We start from the raw sequence: 26475 nt of genomic DNA, 5'->3' as shown, positions 1-26475 counted from the left end.
AGGGAGACATGAACATGACAAAAGCGAATTCAATTCAGGATATTTATCCGCTGTCTTACATGCAGGAAGGGATGCTTTTCCATTCCCTCCTGCAAAAAGATTCACAGGCGTATGTTGAGCAAGCTTCTTTTACAATTGAAGGAAAAGTCAACCCGCAGTTTTTTCAAAACAGCATCAACGCTCTTGTAGAAAGACATGATATTTTCAGAACGATTTTTATCAGCCAAAATGTTTCCTCTCCCCAGCAGGTTGTTCTGAGAGAACGAAATGTCATCGTACTGGAAGAAAACATTACTCATTTAAACGAGGCGGAGCAATCACAGTTTATCGAGCAATGGAAAGAAAAGGACCGGGACCAGGGGTTTCATTTACAAAAGGATGTGCTCATGCGCATCGCTCTGATTCAAACAGGAGAGAGCCAGTACTCTTGCATTTGGACCTTTCATCATATCATGATGGACGGTTGGTGCCTCAGCATTGTGCTAAAGGAGTTTCTGCATATTTACGCATCTTATGTAAATGCATCCCCAATAACATTGGAGCCGGTCCAGCCATACGGAAAGTATATCAAATGGCTGATGGAGCAAGACAAAGAGCAGGCGGTTTCTTATTGGGACCATTATCTTTCCGGCCACGAACAGCAAACCGTGCTCCCGAAGCAGAAAAAAACAAAGGGAAAAAGCAGGCAGGAACACGTTACATTTTCATTCTCTAAGGAAGAAAGCAGCAGGCTTTCAGAGCTTGCTGCTAGAGAAGAAGTGACACTCAGTACGATTTTTCATACCATTTGGGGCATTCTGCTACAAAAATATAATAATAACGATGACGCCGTATTCGGTTCTGTCATTTCAGGAAGACCCGCAGAAATCGAAGGCATTGAACATATGGTAGGTCTTTTCATTAATACGATGCCGGTTCGGGTGCAGGGGGCAAAAACGCCTTTTCTTCAACTTATAAAAGATATGCAAAAAGACCGTCTTGCCGCTGAAGCGTACAGCTACCATCCTTTATATGAGATTCAATCCCGCTCAGCTGTTAAGCAAGGGCTGATTGATCATATTCTCGTATTTGAAAACTATCCGGTGCAGCAAGAGATTCAAATGCTGAACAAACAGGAACATGCTTCTGATCTTTTTCAGATTCATAATTTCACTGTCGCAGATGAAACCAACTACAGCTTTTATCTTATGGTGGCGCCAGGGGAAGAAATTCATATCAAAATGAACTATGATGCGGAGCAGCACGATCGGTCTTTTGTGCTCTCTGTCAAAGAGCATCTTCTGAATGCTGTATCACAAATCTTAAATAATCCGAATCTTCCACCTGAAGAAATCGATATCACGACAGATACTGAAAAGCGGCAGCTGATTGGAGAAATCACAGATCAAACACCAGTTTACGAAACCATCCATGCCATGTTTGAAAAGCAAGCGGAAAAGACACCAGATGCTCATGCTGTAATTGATCAAGCCTGCTCATTAACATACAGAGAACTGAATAAAGCGGCTAACAGATTGGCACGGCATTTACGAATGAAAGGCGTTGTGAGACAGGAACCCGTTGCGATTATGATGGAACGCTCAGCGGCGTTTATCACAGGTGTTCTTGGTATCTTGAAAGCAGGCGGCGCCATTGTTCCGGTTGATCCGCATTACCCGGCTGACAGAATCCGTTATATTCTGCATGATTGCGGCTGTTCGCATGTTGTTTCACAAGCGCATCTTCCCTCATCGTTAGAAGACAATTACATTATCACTCATCCAGAAGATATCGAAAGCAAAGTAGACGGCAGTAACATAAAGTCAGTCAACAATGCTGACGATCTGCTGTATATGATTTATACATCAGGCACAACAGGTAAACCAAAGGGTGTTCAATTTGAGCATCGAAACATGGCTAACTTGCTGAAGTTCGAATATACTCACTCCGGCATTGACTTTGAAGCAGATGTTCTGCAATTTGCGACGCCTTCCTTCGACGTCTGCTATCAAGAAATATTTTCTGCGCTTCTGAAAGGCGGCACACTCCACATCGTGCCAGAAGCCATAAAAAGAGATGTGCCTCAGCTGTTTGCATTTATAAACAAGCATCAGACGAATATTGTGTTTCTCCCAACTGCTTTTATCAAAATGATTTTCAGCGAGCGAGAACTTGCGAACTCGTTTCCTGATGGCGTCAAACACCTGATCGCAGCCGGGGAACAATTAATGATTTCAGACCTTTTCCAAGATGTGTTGCGTAAACGCGGCATACACCTGCACAATCATTACGGACCTTCAGAAACTCATGTGGTATCTACGTATACCATTCATCCTGGAGACCCTATTCCTGAGCTTCCGCCAATCGGTAAACCGATAGGCTGTACTGATCTATATATTTTGAATCATCAAAAACAGCTTCAGCCATGCGGCGTACCAGGCGAACTCTATATTTCCGGCGCAAGTGTTGCCAGAGGATATGTCAATCACGATAAACTGACAAGCGACAAATTTTCATCCGATCCATTCAAGCCTGATGTGATCATGTACCGGACAGGTGATTTGGCCAGACGGCTTGAAGACGGCAACATCGAATATATCGGACGGGCAGACAATCAAGTGAAAATCAGAGGTTATCGAATTGAGCCGCAAGAAATCGAAGTCACGCTAATGAATCATCCGGACATTAGTGAGGCTGCCATTCTCATCTGGCAAGATCAAAACGGTGAACATGAATTATGCGCTTACTATTGCAGTGTACAAAAGCTGAATGCAATAGATTTACGCAGTTATATGGCTAGTGAGCTCCCAGAATACATGATTCCGGCGAAATGGATATGGGTTGACAGCATACCTCTTACCCCAAACGGAAAAGTAGATCGCGCAGCACTTCCGGAGCCAGATGCTTCAATCAGCGGAAACCCATATACTGCCCCTCGAAATCTGTTAGAGGCAAAGCTTTCGCAACTATTTGAAGATGTGCTAAAGAATGGGCATATAGGCATCCAAGACAACTTTTTTGACAATGGCGGTCACTCGTTAAAAGCAACAGTGCTTATGTCACGGATCGCAAAGGAATTCCATGTGCAAGTTTCACTTAAGGACATCTTTGCTCATCCGACTGTTGAAGGATTAGCTTTAATTATTCGAGAGGCAGAACAAAATCTGTATGCAGCAATTGAACCAGCAGAAAAAAGGGATACATATCCTGTATCTTCGGCCCAAAAACGAATCTATGTGCTTCAACAGCTTGATGAGGGTGTCGCCTATAACATGCCTGCGGTCTTAGAACTGGAAGGTGCACTGGATGTCGCCAAACTGTCTGCTGTATGTAAAGAACTGATCAGCCGGCATGAGCCGCTTCGAACTTCCTTTGTATCCGGAGCTGATGACGAGCCGGTTCAGCGTATCCACACCGAAGTGCCGTTTACGTTAAGTAAAGAGACCACTATCGAGGGATTTGTCCGTCCCTTTGATCTCAGCCAGGCGCCATTATTTAGAGCAGGCCTTATAGAAGTGTCAAACGAGAAGCATGTATTGCTGGTGGATATGCACCATATCATTTCAGATGGCGTATCCGTTCAGCTCCTAATCCGAGAATTTACCGATCTTTATGCAAACCGGCAGCTTAAGCCATTGCGGATCCAATATAAAGATTACGCCGTATGGCAGCAGAAATTTAAAAAGGGAGACTCGTACCAAAAGCAGGAGACTTACTGGCAGCAGCAGTTTAGCGGGGACCTTCCTATACTGGAGCTTCCAACAGATAAACGACGTCCGGCAGAACGGCAATTCATAGGCGGAAAAGTAACCTTTCAATTGGACAAAGAGATCACGGCCCGCATAAAGCGGCTCGCCCATAAAAACAGAAGCACGCTTTATATGACGCTTCTCGCTTTGTATTCAGCCTTTTTGTCTCGGTTAAGCGGTCAGGATGATATCGTGATTGGTTCACCTATCGCCGGACGGCCCCATGCCGACCTTGAAGCTGTTCTTGGGATGTTCGTCAATACATTGGCTCTCCGCACACGCCCGGCGGGTAATAAGACATTTGAGGAATTTCTGAAAGAAGTCAGACAGACGGCACTAGAAGCGTATGAGCATCAGGATTACCCGTTTGAAGAGCTTGTGGACAAACTCGGTGTGCAGCGGGAAATGAGCCGGAATCCTTTGTTTGACACAACGCTAGTCCTTCAGAATATGGAACAGCAAAAGCTAAAAATGAATGATGTACAGCTTCAGTGGAACGACTTGGAGCACCCAATATCAAAATTTGATATTTCCCTATACGTTACAGAGCATGATTCCGAGCTTTTCTGTCAGTTTGAATACAGTACAGCTTTGTTTGAGAAAGAAACCATCCAAAGGTGGGCCAGCCTTTTCACCACGCTTGTGGAACATACAGCTGCCAGTCCTGAAACAGAATTGGACAATATTCCAATCTTAACAAAAGAAGAAGAGCGAGATTTCATTGAATCATGCCATCTGTTTGAGGAAACGGGCTATTCAATGAATCAAACGCTCCACTATGCACTCGAACAGCAGGCAGAAAAAACGCCTGATCAGGCGGCCGTTATCTTCGAAGATGGAGTGATGACCTATAAAGAATTGAACGAACAGGCTAACCGTATCGCCTGGGAGCTGATCGGACGGGGGGTAAAACCTGAAACGACTGTTGCCATTATAGGAAAGCGTTCACCTGAAATGCTGCTTGGCATTTATGGCATTCTTAAAGCTGGCGGCGCTTATCTGCCCATCGACCCGGATTATCCGGAAGAACGAATCAGCTTTCTGCTGGAGGACAGCGGTACAAACATTCTCCTGCTTCAGTCTGCCGGCCTTCATGTTCCGGAATTTACAGGAGAGATTGTCTATCTCAATCAGACAAATAGCGGACTGGCACATCGTTTGTCCAATCCGAATGTGGATGTTCTCCCGCAATCTTTAGCCTATGTCATCTATACATCCGGCTCTACCGGGATGCCTAAGGGTGTTGAAATTGAACATCGATCAGCGGTGAATTTTTTGAATTCCCTACAGTCCCGCTATCAGCTAAAGCATTCAGATATGATTATGCACAAAACATCATATTCATTCGATGCTTCAATATGGGAGCTGTTTTGGTGGCCTTATGCCGGAGCTTCTGTTTATCTGCTTCCTCAGGGAGGCGAAAAAGAACCTGAAGTGATCGCGAAGGCCATAGAAGAACAAAAGATCACAGCTATGCATTTTGTGCCTTCAATGCTCCATGCATTTTTAGAACATATAAAATATCGCTCTGTACCGATTAAGACAAACAGACTCAAGCGAGTGTTTTCTGGGGGAGAACAGCTGGGGACCCATCTTGTCTCCCGATTTTACGAGTTGCTTCCAAATGTTTCAATAACCAATTCCTATGGGCCAACGGAAGCAACCGTAGAAGCTGCATTCTTTAATTGTCCGCCACAAGAAAAACTTGAACGGATTCCAATTGGAAAACCTGTTCATCATGTCAGATTATATATCCTGAATCAGAATCAGCGGATGCTGCCTGTTGGATGTATCGGTGAACTATACATTGCCGGAGCGGGTGTTGCCAGAGGTTATTTGAATCGGCCGGCATTAACGGAGGAGCGTTTTCTTGAAGACCCGTTTTACCTGGGGGAACGCATGTACAAAACCGGGGATGTGGCGCGCTGGCTCCCTGACGGGAATATTGAATTCCTCGGGCGCACGGATGATCAGGTGAAAATCCGCGGCTACCGGATTGAGCCGGGAGAAATTGAAGCGGCACTAAGAAGCGTTGAAGGCGTAAGAGAGGCGGCTGTTACCGTACGGACAGACAGCGGGGAGCCGGAATTATGCGCTTATATAGAAGGGCTCCAAAGAAACGAAGTGCGAGCACAGCTTGAGAGACTGTTGCCGGGCTACATGGTCCCAGCCTATATGATAGAGATGGAACAGTGGCCGGTTACGCCAAGCGGAAAGCTCGACCGAAACGCCCTGCCAGCTCCTGGCGGAGCGGCAGATGCGGAGACCTACACAGCGCCGAGAAACGTGACTGAGATGAAGCTTTCTCAGCTGTGGGAGGACGTGCTGAAAAATGGCCCTGTCGGGATTCACGACAACTTTTTTGACCGCGGGGGACATTCCTTAAAAGCAACGGCGCTTGTCTCACGGATCACCAAAGAATTCGATGTACAGGTGCCGCTAAAAGATGTGTTTGCCCATCCGACGGTAGAAGGACTGGCTACCGTTATCCGTGAAGGAACGGACAGTCCATATGAAGTGATTAAGCCCGCTGAAAAACAGGAAACCTATCCGGTTTCCTCTGCCCAAAAGCGGATTTATGTCCTTCAGCAGCTGGAGGACGGAGGGACAGGCTACAATATGCCGGCTGTGTTAGAGCTCGAAGGGAAGCTCAACCCTGAAAGGATGGACAGAGCTTTCCAAGAGCTGATCAAGCGCCACGAGTCGCTTCGGACCTCCTTCGAACAGGACGCAGGAGGCGATCCGGTGCAGCGCATCCATGACGAGGTGCCGTTTACGTTACAGACTACAGTTCTCGGCGAACGAACCGAACAGGAGGCCACAGCCGCATTTATCAAACCGTTTGATCTCAGCCAAGCGCCGCTGTTCCGTGCCCAAATCGTAAAGGTATCAGATGAGCGGCACCTGTTGCTGGTTGATATGCATCACATCATTTCAGACGGTGTTTCCGTCAACATTCTGATTCGGGAATTCGGCGAGCTGTACAATAATCGGAAGCTTCCGGCACTGCGCATTCAATATAAAGATTATGCCGTATGGCAAGAAGGATTCAAAACAGGAGACGCGTACAAAACGCAAGAGGCGTACTGGCTGAAGCAGCTCGAGGGCGAGCTGCCTGTGCTGGATCTCCCCGCTGATCATGCCCGCCCGCCGGTGCGAAGCTTCGCTGGTGACAAGGTCTCATTTACGCTGGATCAAGAGGTTGCATCAGGCCTTCACAAGCTGGCACGAGAAAACGGAAGCACACTCTACATGGTGCTCCTTGCGGCTTACACCGCGTTCTTGTCACGCTTAAGCGGACAGGAGGATATCATCGTCGGCTCGCCAATCGCCGGCCGGCCGCACAAGGATCTTGAGACGATACTCGGCATGTTTGTGAACACGCTGGCGCTTCGGACGCGCCCGGAGGGCGGGAAGCCGTTTGTACAGTACTTGCAGGAAGTACGCGAGACAGCATTGGAAGCCTTTGAGCACCAGGATTACCCGTTCGAAGAACTTGTCGATAAGCTTGAATTGACACGGGATATGAGCCGGAATCCAGTGTTTGATGCGATGTTAGTTGTTCAAAATAATGATTACGAGCGATTGCATCTTCATGATTTGCAAATGAAGCCGGCACAAGTTTCTCATCTCGTTTCTAAATTCGATTTGACACTACAGGCATCTGAGGGCGACGGAAACATTCATTTCCTTTTTGAATATTCAACCGCATTGTTCGAGAAAACAACCATTGAACGCTGGGCATCGCATTTAACAAATGTACTTAGCATCATTGGTAAAAACCCGGAGGTGACACTCAACCATATCGACATCCTGACCCAAGAAGAGCGGCACCAGCTGCTTAATGAGTTTAACACCGGGCAAGCGAATCAATACGGAGTTCAAACAATCAGTCAATTGTTTGAGCAGCAAGCTGCACGAACACCAAAAGCTTCTGCACTTGTCAGCGGAGACAAAACACTGACGTATCAAGAGTTGGACGAGTGGTCCAATGGAATCGCACGTGCATTGCGCAACAGAGGTGTTAAGCCGGACACACCAGTAGGCATCATGATGCATCGTTCGTTCAGTATGATAGCAGCCATACTTGGTGTGTGGAAAGCAGGCGGCTGTTACGTTCCCATTGATCCTGAATACCCGACAGAACGCAAACGCTATATCCTTAGCGACAGCGGAACGAAACTGCTGATGACAATAAATGAAGCGGATCGGGGAGTACTTGCTGACTTTGAAGGAGAGATCTTGACGATAGAAAGCGTAGAGGCAGACGACAAATCGCCGCTGCCGCAAATGTCGTCTGCCCATCATTTGGCTTATATCATTTATACCTCTGGAACGACGGGCCGTCCAAAAGGGGTAATGGTCGAGCATAAAGGTATTGCCAACACTCTACAGTGGCGGCGAAACGCTTATGCATTCAACGAGACAGATACCATTCTGCAGCTCTTTTCTTTCTCATTTGACGGCTTTATAACTAGTATGTTTACACCGCTTTTGTCAGGTGCAAAAGCCGTTTTGCTTCATGAAGAGGAAGCGAAGGATATTCTGGCCATTAAGCATCAGCTGTCTCGTCAACGGATTACACATATGATTATTGTGCCTGTTTTATATCGAGCGCTTTTGGACGTAGTGCAGCCGGAAGATGTAAAGACGCTTAGAGTCGTCACACTGGCGGGAGAAGCGGCTGACCGCGAATTGATCGACCGCAGCTTAGCTATATGTCCGCATACCGAACTCGCCAACGAATATGGACCGACAGAAAACAGCGTGGCGACTACCGTCATGAGACATATGGAAAAGCAGGCATACGTAAGCATCGGCCAGCCGATTGACGGGACTCAAGTGCTGATTTTAAATAGCAATCATCAGCTTCAGCCAATCGGTGTTGCGGGAGAGCTTTGTATAGCAGGAACAGGGCTTGCAAGAGGGTACGTCAATCTTCCAGAACTGACAGAGAGAGCATTCACGCAGAATCCATTTAAACCCGAAACACGAATGTACCGAACAGGAGACGCCGCCAGATGGATGGCCGACGGAACACTCGAATATCTCGGAAGAATCGATGATCAAGTCAAAATCAGAGGATACCGTGTAGAAACGAAAGAAATTGAATCGGTCATCCGGTGTATAAAGGGTGTAAAAGACGCCGCAGTAGTTGCTCATGTAACAGCGTCAGGACAAACCGAATTAAGTGCTTATGTGGTGACAAGACCAGAGTTGAGCACAAATGCTGTACGCTCAGAATTACAAAACAAGCTGCCGGTGTTTATGCACCCTGCGTTTATTGAAAAACTGGACTCACTTCCATTGTCACCAAACGGCAAGCTGGATCGCGGAGCACTTCCAAAACCTGTATACAACCACGAAGGTGAACGTCCATTCCTCCCGCCAGCCAGCAAAATGGAGCAAATACTGGCAGATATATGGAAAGAAGTACTGGGGGCAGAAAAGATCGGAACAGCTGATTCGTTCTTTGAACTTGGCGGAGATTCAATCAAAGCGTTACAGGTATCTGCGCGGCTTCACCGGATAGGCAAGCAAATGGCAGTGAAAGATTTGTTTAGCCATCCGACCATTCAAGAATTGGCAGCTTATATCCGTGATTCAGATACAAGTTCCAGCCAAGCTGCGGTTGAGGGAGACGTACAATGGTCGCCTGTTCAAAAATGGTTTCTTTCTCAAGATATAAAAGAAAAACACCATTTTAATCAGTCCGTAATGCTGCATCGAAGTACCTTTGTACAAGAAGACGCACTGCGCAAAACGTTAAAAGCAATAACGTGTCATCATGATGCGCTGCGAATGGTGTTTACACAGAATGAACAAGGAAAGTGGGATCAATATAATCGGCCGCTCAGTCATTCGGACGACGCGTTGTACGGCCTTCAGATGATTGATTTATGCACTGATGGAAATAGAGCGTATGAGCCTATTATCAAACGCCATGTACTTGATATTCAGCAGAAAATGGATTTGAAGAATGGTCCGCTGCTGCAAGCCGGTCTTTTCCACACAATTGACGGTGATTTCTTATTTTTATCGGCTCATCACCTCGTCGTTGACGGCATTTCATGGCGGGTTCTGCTTGAAGATTTGGCTTTAGGGTATCGCCAAGCTGCAGGCGGGGAGGATATCAAACTGCCGCCTAAAACAAGCTCATTTAAAGCGTATACGAAAAAGCTCTCTGACTACGCTGAAAGCCAGCAGCTCATGAAACAGTTCAAGTATTGGCGCGAAGCCGAAGAGTATCAAACAGAGGCATTGCCTTTTGATCACATTGATGGAACTAGAGCACACGAGGGACAACGGTCCACGATTTCGTTTACCTTAAACGAGAAAGAGACAGCAGCACTCTTAAAAGACGCCAACAGCGCATATAACACTGATACGCAGGACATGCTGCTCGCTTCTGTCATTCTTGCGCTGCGCCATTGGACCAATCAATCCGCCTTCAAACTATCATTAGAGGGCCACGGGCGAGAGGATGTATTAGAAGGAATAGATGTGAGCCGGACGGTTGGATGGTTTACCGCCATTTATCCGTTATTGGTTAAATTGAACGCAGACTTGCCAGATTCGGAAGAATACATGGTTCATGTGCTAAAAACAACAAAAGATACACTGAGACGTGTACCTGACAAAGGATTCGGCTACGGTGTCATCAAATATTTGACTCCGCCTGGCAAAAAAGACATCAATTTCACAGGTGCACCAGAAATCAGCTTTAATTATCTTGGTCAATTTGAAAGCGGCCGCACAGCTGAAATACCTGAGGAGGACGCCTTCTCATTCTCTCCGCTGGGTGCCGGAGGTGATATCAGCACAACATGGAACCGTGAACAGTCGCTGGATATCAGCGCAATCGCTGCAGAAGGAAAAATGACTGTCAATATGACTTATGACACTACCCGTTTTCAGCGCAAAACCATCGAACAGCTTAGCGAAACATGCCGTCAATTTTTATTACAGCTGATCGAACACTGCCAGAACAAAAGCGAAACAGAAAAAACGATCAGTGATTATGATGATCAAGAACTGACTGAGGATGCCCTGCAAGAGATTGCTGATATGCTCAGTTTTCACTAATGAAACCGTGAAGAAAGGTGCAGACACTATGGATAACATAAAAAAAATCAAGAACATTTATCCTCTGAGTCACATGCAGGAGGGAATGCTCTTTCATTCCTTCCTCCGTAAAGAGGAGGGGGCATACGTTGAGCAGTCGCTCTTCACCATTAAAGGAAGCCTCAGCTATGAATGGTTTCAGCGCAGCATTCAAGCCATTATCGACCGCCATGATATTTTCAGAACCGTGTTTTTGCCGCACGTCCCGCATTTGTCGGGACCTCGGCAAGTCGTGATGACAGAACGTGAATTCCATTTGTACAGCGAAGACATTTCCCATCTGCCAACAAACGATCAGAATGAGTATATTGAACGCTTTAAAGAGAAGGACAAGCAAAAAGGCTTTGATCTGCAAAAAGACATGCTGATGCGGATTTCTCTATTCAAAACAGCTAAAGATGAACATGTCTGTATCTGGAGTCACCATCATATTTTAATGGACGGATGGTGCCTAGGTATTGTTATGCAGGAATTTATGCAAATTTATCAATCGATTCATGCAGGAAAACCGCTTTCATTAGACCCTGTCCGTCCGTACAGCACCTATATTTCCTGGCTGACAAACCGAGACAAAGAAAAAGCAGCAGCCTACTGGGATACCTATTTAAAAAACTACAGCACTCCATCACCTCTGCCTCGTGTGTCTGATAAAGAAACAAAAGAAGGTTATCACCGTGAAGATTTGATATTTTCATTAAATAAACCACTGACAGACAAGCTGAAAGAGACTGCCAAACAACACGGCGTCACGCTCGCTATCCTAATTCAGGCGGTCTGGGGTGTGATGCTGCAGCAATATAATCGCACAGACGACGTTGTGTTTGGCGCAGTTGTATCAGGAAGACCGTCAGAAATCCCGGGCGTGGAGCAAATGATAGGGTTGTTTATCAATACCATACCGATTCGCATTAAAACACATCAAGACGAAACGTTTCAAGAACTGCTCATACGCTGCCAGAAAGAAATGCTGGAAGCTGAGCCGTTTACCTGCCAGCCTTTATTTGATATTCAGGCAAACACCGCATTAAAACAGGAACTGATTGATCACATTATCGTCTTTGAAAACTATCCGTTACAGCAGAAAATCGCCGATTCCGCTGATCAAACCGATTCACCGCTGCAAATCGATCAAGTTCAAGTATCCGAGCAATCAGGATATAACTTTAATCTTGTCGTTGCTCCCGGCGAAGAGCTTGTCGTCAAGTTCAGCTATAATGCATTCGTTTACGATGCTGCCTGGATCAGCTGTATCAAGAGGCAATTTACGCAAGCGCTTAGCACAGCTGCACAGCACCCTCATATGCCAATTGCTGATTTTTCTTTTCTTGATGCAACAGAAAAAGAGCAGATTGTCACACAGTTCAACAATACAAAAACGGAGTATCCAAAGAATCATACAATTATCGATTTATTTCGCGAACAAGCAGAAAAGACGCCAGACCATACCGCACTTGTGTATGGCAATATGTCTATTTCGTATAAAGAGCTTGATAAACGCTCTAATGCGCTCGCCAGAGAATTAATTCAAAAGGGATTTCGGAAAAACGAGACAGCCGGAATATTGGCTGCACATTCTCCCGAATTCATGATCAGTGTGCTTGCCGTATTAAAAGCAGGGGGAGCATACCTCCCGCTTGATGCGGAGCTTCCGCCTGAACGAGTCAGCTTTATGCTTGAGGAAACGCAAGCAAAAATGCTGATTGTTCAAAAGGGGCTGGAGCAAAATGCTGCGTTCTCAGGAACATGTATGATTGCAGATGCGCAGGCATTGATGGGAGAGAACCATTTTCCTATCAACACCATCTCCAGTCCAGACGATCTTGCATATATCATGTATACCTCAGGATCAACAGGCCGGCCGAAAGGGGTCATGATCACGAATCGCAATGTCGTGTCCCTTGTCAGAAACAGCAATTACACGTCTGCGTCCGGTGATGACCGGTTTATTCTGACTGGATCTATCAGCTTTGACGCCGTCACCTTTGAAATGTTCGGGGCACTTTTAAATGGCGCAAGCCTTCATATCATTGATAAATCGACAATGCTGACACCTGATCGGTTTGGAGCGTATTTGCTTGAAAATGATATCACAGTGCTATTTTTAACGACAGCTCTTTTTAATCAGCTGGCACAGGTACGAGCTGATATGTTTCGCGGACTCGATACGTTATATGTCGGAGGAGAAGCACTTTCGCCTGCTCTGATGAATGCTGTCAGGCACGCCTGCCCAGATCTCGCGCTTCATAATATTTACGGGCCTACGGAAAACACGACTTTTTCAACCTTTTTTGAAATAAAGAGAGACTATGCGGTGCCGATTCCGATTGGAAAACCAATCAGCAATAGCACCGCTTACATCTTAGATACAAAAGGACGTCTTTTGCCAATAGGCGTTCCCGGCGAGCTTTGTGTTGGCGGTGATGGGGTCGCTAAAGGCTATTTGAACAAAGATGACCTGACAAATGCTGTTTTTTCTCCTCATCCTTTCTTGCCTGGAGAAAGAATATACCGTACTGGTGATTTGGCGCGCTGGCTGCCTGATGGAAACTTAGAATACATCAGCAGAATTGACAGGCAAATGAAAATCCGCGGAAAACGAATTGAGCCTGCCGAAATAGAAGCGCGCCTGTTAGAAATGGAAGGCGTTCAAGAAGCAGCAGTGACATTGAGAGAAAAAGATGGAGAGGCGCAGCTGTACACTCATTACGTCGGTGATCACAAAAAAACAGATACGGATTTTCGCGCCGATTTGGCGCGTGTGCTTCCAGACTATATGATCCCGCAGCACTGGGTGCGTGTGGAGCGGATGCCGCTTACCGGAAACGGAAAAATAGACCGCAGCGCGCTGCCTATTCCAGAAAATAAGCCTGCCAAACGACAGGACATCATATTGCCAAGAAACTTGGTTGAAGAAGAATTAGCGAACATTTGGAAGCAAGTTCTCGGTGTTAACACAATCAGTATTGATGATGACTTCTTTGCTATTGGCGGACATTCACTAAAAGCACTGCAAGTCATACATACACTAAAACATCAGCAGAACATTGACATACCGATTGATTTCTTGTTCGAACATCCGACAATCGCTCAGCTTGCCGAAAAACTTTATTCTAAACAGCTGACAGCAGCAAATGAACAGCATGTGATCAAACTGAACCAGCACGGCGCGCAAAATCTTTTCTGCTTCCCGCCGATATCGGGATTTGGCATTTATTTTAAAGACCTTGCTTTATTGCTGAATGAGAAGGCAGCCGTATACGGGTTTCACTTTATTGAACAAGACACCCGCATTGAACAATATGTTAATTGCATGACGGACATACAGCCTGAGGGCCCATACGTTTTATTAGGCTACTCTGCAGGCGGAAACCTGGCTTTTGAAGTGGCACAGGCTATGGAGCGCAAAGGATTAGAAGTCAGCGACTTCATTATCGTGGACGCTTATCTAAAAGAACAGCCTTTGCCTATCGATACCGGTAATGACGAATCTGCAGCATATCTGCCTGAAGCAGTCAGAGAAAAGGTGATGAAGAAAAAAAGAAACTATCAGGAATATTGGGCACAATTGCTGAATGAAGGGCACATCAAAGCAAGCATTCATTTCATCGAAGCTGGAATCCATCCCGAAACCAGCAAGAATACAGGCTTAACGAAATGGGAAGGCGCCTGCGGAAACTATAGTGAGTACACGGGTTTTGGCGCTCATAAAGACATGCTGGAAGGAACATATGCTGAAAAGAATGCTGACATCATCCTCGACATTTTAGAAAAGATCACTTCAAATAAAGCAATCCCGCACAAACAATAGAGCGGATTCGCGGACAGAGGCATTCTCTGTCCGCTTCTTTTTGTATCAAAGAATGGATCGATGACACTAGGGAATGATAACATCATCCTTTTTCTTGGAGGCTTGTCATGGATCATCTATCTTTTCTTACGTTTATCATGCTGATTCTAGCCAGTTACAGGCTGACACATTTGATTGTATTCGACAAAATCACAGAATTTATCCGAAAACCTTTTATGAAAAAGAAAAGGATTGTTGATCAAAACGGGCATGTAGATGAAAAAAGCGTGCCGGCTTCTAACTTTGGATACATGCTCAATTGCTACTGGTGTGCCGGTGTTTGGTGTGCCATCTTGATCGGACTTGGCTATCTATTTTTGCCTCGTATTGCAATACCGCTGATCTTTATTTTAGCCATTGCCGGAGCACAAGCGATCCTTGAAACGGCTGTCGGTGTCGGCGTAAAACTTATTGACGTGTTAAAAAGTCTGCAAACCATGATGAATGATAAAAAGTCCTAAAAGCGGTTCACAACATGCTTTAGGACTTTTTTCGTTTATTTAGTGAGATAGACATTCTGTTAATCACCCTTTTATAGCCCGGGAATACCGTAATAGCGAATAGTGAAAGTGATGTAATGGGGGAGAAGAAACAGAATGAAGGTTTGCCAAAAGTCGATTGTCCGTTTCCTTGTCAGCTTGATCATCGGAACGTTTGTCATTTCCGTTCCGTTTATGGCCAATGCGCAGTCTGACAGGGAGCTGAGAGCCGTATGGATTGCTTCCGTATTAAATATTGATTGGCCATCCAAAAAAGGGTTATCTGTGAAAGAGCAAAAACAGGAGTATATCAAACTGCTGGACGATGTGCAGAAAATGGGAATGAATGCCGTTATTGTTCAGATTAAACCGACGGCTGATGCCTTTTATCCGTCAGCTTACGGGCCTTGGTCGGAATACTTAACCGGTGTCCAAGGGAAGGACCCGGGCTATGATCCTCTTGCATTTATGATTGAAGAAACCCATAAACGAAATTTGGAATTTCACGCGTGGTTTAACCCTTACCGTATTACAATGAATCATACAGATCTTAATAAATTGTCTGAGAGTCACCCGGCAAGAAAACATCCAGATTGGGTTGCCGCCTACGGAAACCAGCTGTATTATCATCCAGGCATTCCAGAAGCGAGAGATTTTATCGTCAAAGGCATTGAAGAAGTCGTAAAACATTATGATATCGATGCTGTTCATATGGATGATTATTTTTACCCTTATAAAATAGCAGGACAGGAATTTCCTGATCAAGCACAGTATGAACAATACGGAAAAGACGCTTTTTCTAATATCGATGACTGGCGGCGGGACAATGTGAACCAGCTTGTCAAACAAATCAACCAAACAATTAAAGCTGCAAAACCGTATGTCAAATTCGGCATCAGTCCCTTTGGAGTATGGAGAAACGCCGCAGATGACCCGACCGGATCGAATACAAAAGCAGGCGTCAGAAATTATGACGATCTATATGCAGACACAAGGCATTGGATCCAAGAAGGCGACATCGATTATATTGCTCCGCAAATTTATTGGAGTATCGGCTTTAACGCAGCGGCGTACGACGTGCTGGCTGATTGGTGGAGCAATGAAGTCAAAAATAGGCCTGTTCACTTATATATTGGCCAGGCAGCATATAAAATCAATAACAATTTTGATCCGCCTTGGTCCGACCCTGAGGAATATGTGCGGCAAATCACTTTGAACCGCCAGCTTGAACTGGTGAAAGGAAGCATGCATTTCAGCCTCAAGGACCTCAACAAAAATCCGCTTGGCATCAAAGACAGGCTCAGCACCGATCTTTACAGCAAGCCGGCACTGGTTCCGCAAATGCCTTGGCTTGACAATACCGCCCCAAAAAAACCGAAGCTTACGAAAGTCACCGAAGACAAAAACGGCAATCTTCTGCAGATTAAAGATCACCCATCAAATCAAAAAACGAAAGAAACAGCCTATTATGCGATATACAGAGCCGAAGGGAAAAAGCAGAGAACATTGCTGGCAACGCAAAGAAAAACACATGAGCAGCAAACCTTCTTAGATAACACGGCAGATCCTAACAAGAAATATACGTATTATGTCACTTCAGCAGACCGGCTTCATAACGAAAGCAAGGCTTCCAAACGAACAACAAAATAAGAAATGAGAAGGACGGCTTTCTAAGTCGTCTTTTTTTAAAAGTGATTTTGGAGACAGGAAACGATGGTAAACCGCTGTAGGCGGTGTTTGGACATTTTCCATTATTGGAATCTGAGAAGCTAGTACTAAGTAAATTCGAAGAGAAACACGTACAGGACGTGTTTTACGTTTTCATTTCTAGTCTGGTTAGGTGCCACATTATTTTTTGTGCTGTTCGAAGATGCTGTGTTGACTGATCCGGCTGAAGAAGCCTTTTTGCCGAACTTTCTTCTCTTGGGAGCGGGCACCGCTCTTGTTTTATACCTTGTGTTCTTTCTCTATCATAAACTCGATCAATCACAGTTCGCGGTGATCAAGCTAGGTATATGGGGATCAGCGGTCGGTTTATTGATTGATACGATTTCCCTTTGGAATCATCCCCTCACTTCCCGGCTTTATCAAAGGGTCAAGTTATTGCGTTTGCGATATGGATGGTATGCGCCTACGGATTCAGTTTTAATTTTCAGACTTTTCTTGTCAGGGAATGATTATAGAACTCGCCTAATAGGATGTTACAAAGATGTGAAGGAGGAAACGATGTGAATTTTGAGCTGACAAAAGAACAACAAATGGTGCGTGAAATGGTAAAAGATTTTGCGAAAAAAGAAATTGCTCCTCACGCTGAACATGTAGATCAAACAGGCGAGTTCCCGATGCAAACATTTGAAAAAATGGGTGAACTCGGTCTGATGGGTATTCCATTTCCTGAAGAATACGGCGGATCTGGCGGTGATACGATTTCATATGCCTTAGCGGTTGAAGAAGTCGGCAAAGCCTGCGGCAGTACTGGATTAAGCTATGCTGCAGCGGTCTCGCTAGGCGCAAGCCCTCTTTACTACTTCGGAACAGAAGAGCAAAAACAGACGCATTTGACGCCGCTGGCTTCAGGCACAGCACTCGGATCATTCGGCCTGACGGAGCCAAATGCCGGCTCAGATGCAGGAGGCACTCAAACAAAAGCGATTTCAAATGGTGACGAGTATGTAATCAACGGCGAAAAGTGCTGGATCACTAATGCAAGCTACGCACGCACAGTTATTGTAACCGCCGTAACAGGCAAAAACAAAGACGGAAAAAACATCATCTCCGCATTAATCGTGCCAACTGATACACCAGGACTTACGATTACGAGCCCGTACGATAAAATGGGCGTCCGCGGTTCGAATACAGCGGAAATCTTGCTTGAAGATGTAAGAGTGCCTGCGGCCAACTTACTTGGCGATCCAACAAAAGGGTTTAAACAGTTTCTATATACGCTGGACGGAGGGCGAATCTCCATCGCTGCTCTTGCAGTCGGCATTGCCCAAGCAGCCCTTGACGCATCATTGGCATATGCGAAAGAACGAAAGCAGTTTGGACAGCCGATTTCTTCCTTTCAAGCGATTCAATTTAAGCTTGCTGACATGGCGATGGAAATTGATCTGGCACGGCAAATGGTGTTAAAAGCCGCCTGGCTGAAAGACCATAACCGCCCGTTCACCAAAGAAGCGGCGTACGCCAAGCTATTCGCATCTGAAATGGCGACAAGAGCTTGCAATCAAGCCATTCAAATCCATGGAGGTTCAGGCTATATGAAAGAGTATGGGGTGGAACGGATGCTGCGGGACGCAAAATTAATGGAAATCGGTGAAGGCACATCTGAAATTCAGCGTCTCGTGATCGCCAGACAGCTTTTAAAATAAAAATGTAAACGCTTTCCCATCATTAAGAAAGGAGGAACAATGAATGGCTGAACTCATCCATTCCACAATCGGCAGGCTGCTGGAACAAACAGCTGATGCGTATCCCGATCGAGATGCTGTTGTGTATCCAGACCGAAATATCCGCTATACGTACGCTCAATTTGACAGTCTGTGCCGTCAAACCGCTAAAGGTCTTATGCGGATGGGGATTGGAAAAGGAGACCACGTCGCCATATGGGCTTCTAATATCCCTGAATGGCTTGCCGTCCAGTTCGCAACTGCGAAGATCGGAGCCGTGCTCGTGACCGTCAATACCAATTATCAAGCACACGAGCTTGATTACTTGTTAAAGCAATCGGATGCCGCGGCGCTTATTATCATGGATTCATACAGGGGCACTTCTTATCCAGACATCGTGAACAGTTTAATTCCAAAACTGCAAGAAGCAAAGCCCGGCCAACTGAAATCTGAACGCTATCCCTTTTTAAAAACGCTGATCTATATTGGCAATAAACGATTGTCTGGCATGTATCATTGGGACGATACAGAGATATTGGCGAAAACAGTGACAGATGCTGAGCTGGAAGAAAGAATGAACAGCCTGGATAAAGACGATGTGATTAATATGCAATACACATCGGGAACGACAGGGTTTCCAAAAGGCGTGATGCTGACCCATTTTAATGTCATCAATAACGCTGCCAATATCGCTGAATGTATGGCTTTATCCTCTCAAGACCGCATGTGCATCCCGGTTCCGTTTTTTCACTGCTTTGGATGCGTCCTTGGGGTTTTGGCATGTGTATCCGTCGGGGCAGCCATGATACCCGTGCAAGAATTTGATCCCGTTACCGTCCTTAAAACGGTAGAAAAAGAGAAATGCACAGCGCTCCATGGTGTGCCTACCATGTTTATCGCCGAGCTGCATCATCCGGATTTTGATGCATATGATCTATCGACGCTCCGAACAGGAATCATGGCCGGCTCTCCCTGTCCAAGTGAAGTGATGAAAGCTGTGATTGAAAGGATGGGCATGAAAGACATTACGATCGCCTATGGACAAACCGAAGCCTCGCCAGTCATTACGCAAACGAGAGCAAATGATTCCTTCATAAGAAGAGTCGAAACAACCGGCCGTGCCCTGCCACATACTGAGGTGAAAATTGTAGAACCCGGGACATGTCAAGAAGTTCAAAGAGGCATGCAGGGAGAACTGTGCACCCGTGGCTATCACGTCATGAAAGGCTATTATAAAGACAAAGAAGCGACCAGAAAAGCAATCAATCATGACGGATGGCTGTTTACAGGAGATCTTGCTGTTATGGATGAAGACGGGTACTGCCGCATCACTGGAAGATTAAAAGATATGCTCATCAGAGGCGGCGAGAACATTTATCCGCGGGAAATTGAAGAATTTTTATACCGGCATCCCGCTGTTTTAGATGTACAGGTCGTTGGTGTGCCTGACGCCAAATTCGGGGAGGAAGCTGCAGCCTGGATTAAACTGAAAGACGGTAAAAGCGTTTCACCTGATGAGCTTAAAGCCTATTGCAAAGGGAAAATCGCCCGCCACAAAATTCCGCGTTATGTTATTTTTACGGATGACTATCCGATGACGGCCTCAGGCAAAATTCAAAAATATAAACTGCGAGAAAAAACGATTGAAATGTTTAACCTATCATCAAGTCAATGAGGTGAAATCATGTTTACAAAAGTACTGATCGCCAACCGCGGAGAAATTGCAATGAGAATTATCCGAACATGCAGCCGTCTCGGCATTAAAACGGTCGCGGTTTATTCAGAAGCAGACAAGGACGCGCTCCATCCAAAAGCCGCTACAGAGGCATATTTGATCGGGGAATCGAGAGTCAGTGAAAGTTATTTAAATATAGAGAGAATCATAAAGACGGCGAAAAAAGCAAATGCCGACGCGATCCACCCGGGATATGGATTGTTATCAGAAAACAGCCGGTTCGCTGAACGCTGCAAGCAAGAAAACATCGTGTTTATCGGACCTTCCCCTGATATCATCGCAAAGATGGGCAGCAAAATTGAAGCGCGAAAAGCAATGGAGGCTGCAGGTGTCCCTGTGGTGCCGGGCGTTTCTGAATCCCTCGGAGATATAGAGGCAGCCTGCCGCACCGCAAGGCAAATCGGCTATCCTGTCATGCTGAAAGCTTCAGCGGGCGGAGGGGGCATCGGAATGCAGCGTGTTGAAAATGAAGAAGCATTAAAAAAAGCGTACGAGGGAAACAAAAAGCGCGCAGCAGATTTTTTCGGTGACGGGTCGATGTATATAGAAAAAGTTATTGAACATGCGCGTCACATCGAGGTTCAGCTTTTGGCCGATCAACACGGCCATACAGTACATCTGTTTGAACGTGATTGCTCTGTTCAGAGGCGCCACCAAAAAGTCATTGAAGAAGCACCGTCTTCATTTGTAGACGATGAACTAAGAATGAAGATCGGGCAAACAGCGGTAAAAGCAGCGAAGGCAATCGGCTATACGAACGCAGGCACCATCGAATTTATAGTTGACCAGAAACAAAATTTTTATTTCCTCGAAATGAATACGAGACTGCAAGTTGAACACCCCGTGACTGAAGAAATAACAGGCCTGGACTTAGTTGAGCAGCAGCTGCGGATTGCTGCGGGCCATACACTCACATTCTCCCAAAAAGACATCAAACGGAACGGGCATGCGATAGAGGTTCGAATATACGCGGAAGATCCCAAGACCTTCTTCCCGTCACCAGGTACGATCACTGCGTTTTCACTTCCTGACCAAAAAGGAGTCAGACACGAATGTGCGGTAGCAAAAGACAGCACCGTTACCCCTTTTTATGACCCGATGATCGCTAAGATGATTGTCAAAGGCCAAACCAGAACAGAAGCAATTGAAAAACTAGAGACAGCGCTTCGCGACTATCGTGTAGAGGGAATCAAAACAAATCTTCCGCTTCTCATACAAGCTGCGGCAACAAAGGCATTTAAAGAAGGGGATGTCACGACTGACTTTTTGAAACAACACCTATAAAGGAGGCAGTTGTCATGACGGTTAGCATACAAATGGCAGGAAACCTGTGGAAAGTCCACGTCAAAGCCGGCGACCAAATCGAAAAGGGCCAGGAGGTAGCCATTTTGGAATCGATGAAAATGGAAATCCCGATCGTTGCAGATAGAAGCGGAATCGTAAAAGAAGTCAAAAAAAAGGAAGGCGACTTTGTAAATGAAGGAGACGTACTGCTCGAACTGAGCGATTCCACTCAATAATTTGGAGGAAGACCATGTCATATCCTAAAAAAGTGACAATCAAAGAAGTCGGCCCGCGTGACGGCTTACAAAACGAGCCCGTATGGATCGCAACAGAGGATAAAATAACCTGGATCAACCAGCTTTCCCGGACAGGGCTTTCGTATATTGAAATCACATCCTTCGTTCACCCAAAATGGATTCCGGCGCTTCGAGATGCTATCGACGTAGCAAAAGGCATCGACCGTGAAAAAGGGGTAACGTACGCGGCACTTGTCCCGAATCAAAGAGGACTGGAGAATGCACTTGAAGGAGGCATTAACGAAGCTTGCGTTTTTATGTCCGCCAGCGAGACGCACAACAGAAAAAACATCAATAAATCCACTTCTGAATCCCTTCATATACTCAAACAAGTAAACAACGACGCAAAAAAAGCAAACCTCACAACAAGAGCCTACCTCTCGACTGTTTTCGGCTGTCCGTACGAAAAAGATGTCCCCATTGAACAAGTCATTCGCCTTTCAGAAGCTCTATTTGAATTTGGGATTTCTGAACTGTCGCTTGGAGATACGATTGGAGCGGCTAATCCCGCCCAAGTGGAAACTGTACTTGAAGCTCTTTTGGCACGATTCCCGGCTAATCAAATTGCCTTGCATTTTCATGATACGAGAGGAACCGCTCTGGCCAACATGGTCACAGCACTCCAAATGGGCATCACGGTGTTCGACGGCTCGGCAGGCGGGCTTGGGGGATGCCCATATGCGCCAGGTTCATCAGGAAACGCCGCAACTGAGGATATCGTGTATATGCTTGAACAGATGGATATCAAAACAAATGTAAAGCTAGAAAAACTGCTATCTGCGGCCAAATGGATAGAAGAAAAAATGGGCAAACCGCTGCCGAGCAGAAATTTACAGGTGTTTAAATCATCTTGATAAAAGGGAGGACGCATACAATGGGAGACTCTATTCTTTTTACTGTTAAAAATGAACATATTGCGTTGATCACCTTAAACAGGCCTCAGGCAGCAAATGCTCTTTCAGCGGAAATGCTTAGAAACCTGCAAATGATTCTTCAGGAAATTGAATTCAACTCAAACATCCGTTGCGTCATCCTCACAGGCACCGGTGAAAAAGCGTTTTGTGCAGGGGCAGACCTAAAGGAACGGATAAAACTGAAAGAAGATCAGGTTCTGGAAAGTGTATCTCTCATTCAAAGAACGGCGGCTTTACTTGATGCCTTGCCGCAGCCGGTCATAGCTGCGATAAATGGAAGCGCATTAGGCGGCGGACTAGAATTGGCATTGGCATGCGACCTTCGAATCGCAGCTGAATCAGCTGTGCTGGGACTTCCGGAAACAGGGTTAGCTATTATCCCGGGCGCTGGAGGGACCCAAAGGCTGCCCCGGCTGATTGGCAGAGGAAAAGCAAAAGAATTCATTTATACAGGCAGACGCGTGACCGCACACGAAGCAAAAGAAATCGGCCTTGTAGAGCATGTCACGGCTCCTTGTGACCTTATGCCCAAAGCAGAGGAACTGGCCGCAGCCATTTCTGCCAACGGGCCGATCGCTGTCCGTCAGGCTAAATTTGCAATCAATAAAGGATTGGAGACAGATCTCGCTACAGGCCTTGCGATTGAACAAAAAGCGTATGAACAAACCATCCCGACAAAAGACAGGAGAGAAGGGCTTCAGGCCTTTCAAGAAAAAAGACGGGCCGTATACAAGGGAATATAAAAGGGAGGCAATGCTCATGGATTATGAAAAGGAACGAACAGAACGGGCTGAACGGATTCGAAAAGGCGGAGCGGAAAAGTATCATCAAAGCAATCGGGAAAAAGGCAAGCTCTTTGTCAGAGAGCGGCTTTCCCTTCTCTTTGACGATGACATTGAGCTAGAAGACGCTTTTTTTGCGGAATGTATGTCAGACGGGCTTCCCGCTGACGGAGTTGTCACCGCTATCGGCAAAATCGGCGGCCATACCGTTTGCGTCATGGCGAATGATTCAACAGTGAAAGCGGGGTCATGGGGAGCTAAAACAGTTGAAAAAATCATCAGAATTCAAGAAACCGCGGAAAAATTAAACTGTCCGCTCATTTATTTAGTCGATTCGGCAGGCGCCCGAATTACCGACCAAATCAATGTCTTTCCAGGGAGACGCGGTGCAGGAAGAATTTTTTACAATCAAGTCAAATTATCGGGACGCATTCCGCAAATCTGTCTGCTTTTCGGACCATCTGCGGCAGGTGGCGCTTATATTCCGGCCTTCTGTGATATCGTCGTTATGGTAGACGGTAACGCCTCCATGTATTTAGGCTCGCCAAGGATGGCGGAAATGGTTATTGGAGAAAAAGTGTCTCTTGAAGAAATGGGTGGCGCCCGTATGCATTGCTCAATCTCCGGCTGCGGAGATATTCTTGTAGAAACTGAAGAAGAAGCCATACAGCTGGCGCGGGCTTATTTGTCTTACTTTCCGGCAAATTTTCAAGAAAAAGCGCCCATTCATGAGAAACGCCCGCCAAAACACTTCAAAACTCCGCTTGCCGACGTCATTCCGCAAAATCAAAACGCACCTTTTGATATGCATGAGCTGATTGAGCGGGTCATAGATGAAGACTCATTTTTTGAGATCAAAGCCTTATTTGCACCGGAATTATTGACGGGCCTCGCACGAATCCACGGACAGCCTGTCGGCATTGTTGCAAACCAGCCGAAGGTAAAAGGAGGCGTCTTATTCCACGATTCAGCAGACAAAGCGGCTAAGTTTATTACCTTATGTGACGCTTTTCATATCCCATTGCTGTTCTTAGCCGATATCCCCGGTTTTATGATTGGCACAAAAGTAGAACAGGCTGGGATTATCAGACACGGAGCGAAAATGATTTCTGCGATGTCAGAGGCTACTGTTCCAAAACTCTCTGTCATTGTCCGAAAAGCTTACGGGGCGGGGTTGTATGCAATGGCAGGGCCGGCATTTGAACCGGATTGCTGTCTAGCGCTCCCAACCGCCCAAATCGCCGTCATGGGCCCTGAGGCAGCTGTAAACGCTGTCTACGCTAAAAAAATCGCCGAGCTGCCAGAAGAAGAGAGAGCCGCATTTATCAGCAGCAAACGGGAGGAATACAAAGAGGACATCAATATCTACCGTCTGGCTTCAGAAATGATCATTGATGCTGTTATCCCAGCCAATTCGCTGCGTGATGAGCTGGCCAAACGGCTCAAGGCATACATGACAAAGGAAATGACATTTACCAATCGAAAGCATCCGGTTTATCCAGTGTAAAAGCAAGAACTTAGGAGCGCAAAAAAAGCGCTCCTTTATATATTTACAATAACAACATTATGTAAACTAATTACCATTGCATAAAACGCTTGGTTTTTTAGAATAGTAAATAAAGGCTGCCGCACCTCTAGCGGCAATTGTCAGTTTATCATAAAAAGGGGCCCACATTATGTATCATTTATATTCACATAACGACTTGGACGGAGTAGGGTGCGGAATCGTAGCAAAATTAGCGTTCGGAAAAGACGTAGAGGTCCGGTATAACTCTGTCAACGGCTTAAACGCACAGGTGCAGTACTTTTTAGAAAAAGCGAAGGAGAGCAACAGACAGGACGCGTTATTCATCACCGATCTCGCCGTCAATGAAGAAAACGAAGAGAGATTGAATGAGTATGTTCATGCAGGGGGCAAAGTGAAGCTCATTGACCATCATAAAACAGCCCTTCATTTGAATGAGCATGAATGGGGATTTGTCCAGGTGGAATACGATGATGGAAGGCTCACATCCGCGACATCGCTTTTATATGGCTATCTCGTTGAAAATGGCTTCATGAAACCGACAAACGCCTTAGATCAATTCACAGAGCTCGTCCGCCAATACGATACATGGGAGTGGGAGCGGTACGATCAAAAACAGGCGAAGCGGCTTAATGATCTTTTCTTTTTGCTGTCAATCGATGAATTTGAAGCAAAAATGATCCAGCGCCTTTCCACGCATGACGAATTTTTCTTCGATGATTTTGAAGAAAAACTGCTTGATTTAGAAGACGAAAAAATCGAGCGCTACCTCCGCAGAAAGAAAAGGGAAATGGTACAAACCTTTGTTCACGAACACTGTGTAGGCATCGTTCACGCTGAATCGTACCATTCAGAGCTGGGGAACAGGCTAGGGAAAGATAACCCGCACCTCGATTACATTGCGATTTTGAGCATGGGGTCAAAACGAGTCAGTCTCCGCACCATTCATGATTACATCGATGTGTCAGAAATCGCCGGCCGATATGGCGGCGGAGGGCATGCAAAAGCGTCCGGCTGTTCAATAACCGATGAAGTATACGAGTTGTTTGTAGCTGAAGCTTTCCGCATTGATCCTGTACGGCCGGATGCCTTCCGTAACATCTATAATCTAAAGGGATCTGCGAATGGATCATTATATGAAAATCGCGCACAAATGAGATTTTTTCTTTTCCCTTTAGACAACGAATGGAATATTCAAATTAACGGAGAAACCCAAGACGAAACATTCGCAGCGTTTGAAGAAGCAGAATGGTTTATTAAGAGAAATTATGCCGCATCGCTTGTGCGGGATGAAGTGTTTGTTGCATTTTTAGCGGAGAATCTGAAGCTGGCAAATCAACATCGCAAGTAAAAAAATATGCATAGGGGAGC

The 26475-nt window shown here is 45.8% G+C and carries 13 protein-coding genes and 1 pseudogene; all 14 read left to right on the top strand.

All coding sequences use genetic code 11. The annotated features are described in order from the left end of the window. The first annotated feature begins 14 nt into the window (after nucleotides 1–14). The 14 genes and pseudogenes from ppsD to nrnB all read left to right on the top strand — a co-directional run bounded on the left by ppsD (nucleotide 15) and on the right by nrnB (nucleotide 26455). On the top strand, nucleotides 15–10814 hold the full coding sequence (ppsD, locus tag NSQ16_RS09885) for a plipastatin non-ribosomal peptide synthetase PpsD (protein WP_327836865.1): 10800 nt from the start codon (nucleotides 15–17) through the stop codon (nucleotides 10812–10814). A gap of 7 nt (nucleotides 10815–10821) precedes the next feature. Then, nucleotides 10822–14661 carry a plipastatin non-ribosomal peptide synthetase PpsE gene (gene ppsE / locus NSQ16_RS09880; RefSeq protein WP_230488782.1) on the top strand — a complete coding sequence of 1280 codons (3840 nt, stop codon included), beginning with the start codon at nucleotides 10822–10824 and terminating at the stop codon, nucleotides 14659–14661. A 107-nt stretch (nucleotides 14662–14768) separates the two neighbouring features. After that, entirely contained in the window at nucleotides 14769–15161 is a 393-nt protein-coding gene (locus NSQ16_RS09875; RefSeq protein ID WP_014476970.1) for a DUF1360 domain-containing protein, read from the top strand. 135 nt (nucleotides 15162–15296) lie between these two features. Further along, on the top strand, nucleotides 15297–16829 hold the full coding sequence (locus NSQ16_RS09870; protein ID WP_021479789.1) for a glycoside hydrolase family 10 protein: 1533 nt from the start codon (nucleotides 15297–15299) through the stop codon (nucleotides 16827–16829). 83 nt (nucleotides 16830–16912) lie between these two features. Continuing rightward, a complete protein-coding gene (locus tag NSQ16_RS09865) occupies nucleotides 16913–17065 on the top strand; it encodes a hypothetical protein (RefSeq protein WP_128992931.1) in 153 nt (50 codons plus the stop codon). Further along, nucleotides 17055–17356 (top strand): annotated as a pseudogene (locus tag NSQ16_RS09860) (hypothetical protein). The gene NSQ16_RS09865 and the pseudogene NSQ16_RS09860 overlap by 11 nt, the downstream one beginning before the upstream one ends. 51 nt (nucleotides 17357–17407) lie before the next feature. Then, nucleotides 17408–18550 (top strand): acyl-CoA dehydrogenase, encoded by a 1143-nt coding sequence (locus NSQ16_RS09855; RefSeq protein WP_064911698.1) that lies wholly within the window; start codon nucleotides 17408–17410, stop codon nucleotides 18548–18550. Between the two features lie 43 nt (nucleotides 18551–18593). Next, nucleotides 18594–20243 (top strand): AMP-binding protein, encoded by a 1650-nt coding sequence (locus NSQ16_RS09850; protein WP_230488779.1) that lies wholly within the window; start codon nucleotides 18594–18596, stop codon nucleotides 20241–20243. Nucleotides 20244–20252: 9 nt separating this feature from the next. Further along, nucleotides 20253–21587, top strand: a complete 1335-nt coding sequence (locus tag NSQ16_RS09845; RefSeq protein ID WP_230488778.1) for an acetyl-CoA carboxylase biotin carboxylase subunit — start codon at nucleotides 20253–20255, stop codon at nucleotides 21585–21587. 14 nt (nucleotides 21588–21601) lie between these two features. Further along, complete coding sequence (locus NSQ16_RS09840; RefSeq protein ID WP_230488777.1) at nucleotides 21602–21823, top strand: acetyl-CoA carboxylase biotin carboxyl carrier protein subunit; 222 nt, start codon at nucleotides 21602–21604, stop codon at nucleotides 21821–21823. 14 nt (nucleotides 21824–21837) lie between these two features. Continuing rightward, nucleotides 21838–22737 (top strand): hydroxymethylglutaryl-CoA lyase, encoded by a 900-nt coding sequence (gene ldeG, locus NSQ16_RS09835; RefSeq protein ID WP_015714026.1) that lies wholly within the window; start codon nucleotides 21838–21840, stop codon nucleotides 22735–22737. Between the two features lie 20 nt (nucleotides 22738–22757). Continuing rightward, nucleotides 22758–23540, top strand: a complete 783-nt coding sequence (locus tag NSQ16_RS09830) for an enoyl-CoA hydratase (RefSeq protein ID WP_161476951.1) — start codon at nucleotides 22758–22760, stop codon at nucleotides 23538–23540. 10 nt (nucleotides 23541–23550) lie between these two features. Further along, entirely contained in the window at nucleotides 23551–25086 is a 1536-nt protein-coding gene (locus tag NSQ16_RS09825; protein WP_161476952.1) for an acyl-CoA carboxylase subunit beta, read from the top strand. 169 nt (nucleotides 25087–25255) lie between these two features. Further along, nucleotides 25256–26455 carry an oligoribonuclease NrnB gene (gene nrnB / locus NSQ16_RS09820; RefSeq protein ID WP_015714023.1) on the top strand — a complete coding sequence of 400 codons (1200 nt, stop codon included), beginning with the start codon at nucleotides 25256–25258 and terminating at the stop codon, nucleotides 26453–26455. Nucleotides 26456–26475: the final 20 nt, after the last annotated feature.

Origin of the sequence: Bacillus sp. PS108, assembly GCF_037963335.1 — a bacterium.
Classification (GTDB): Bacteria; Bacillota; Bacilli; order Bacillales; family Bacillaceae; genus Bacillus; species Bacillus subtilis.
Note: the sequence above shows the minus strand (reverse complement) of the source record. Positions and strands in the feature narration are given on the sequence as shown.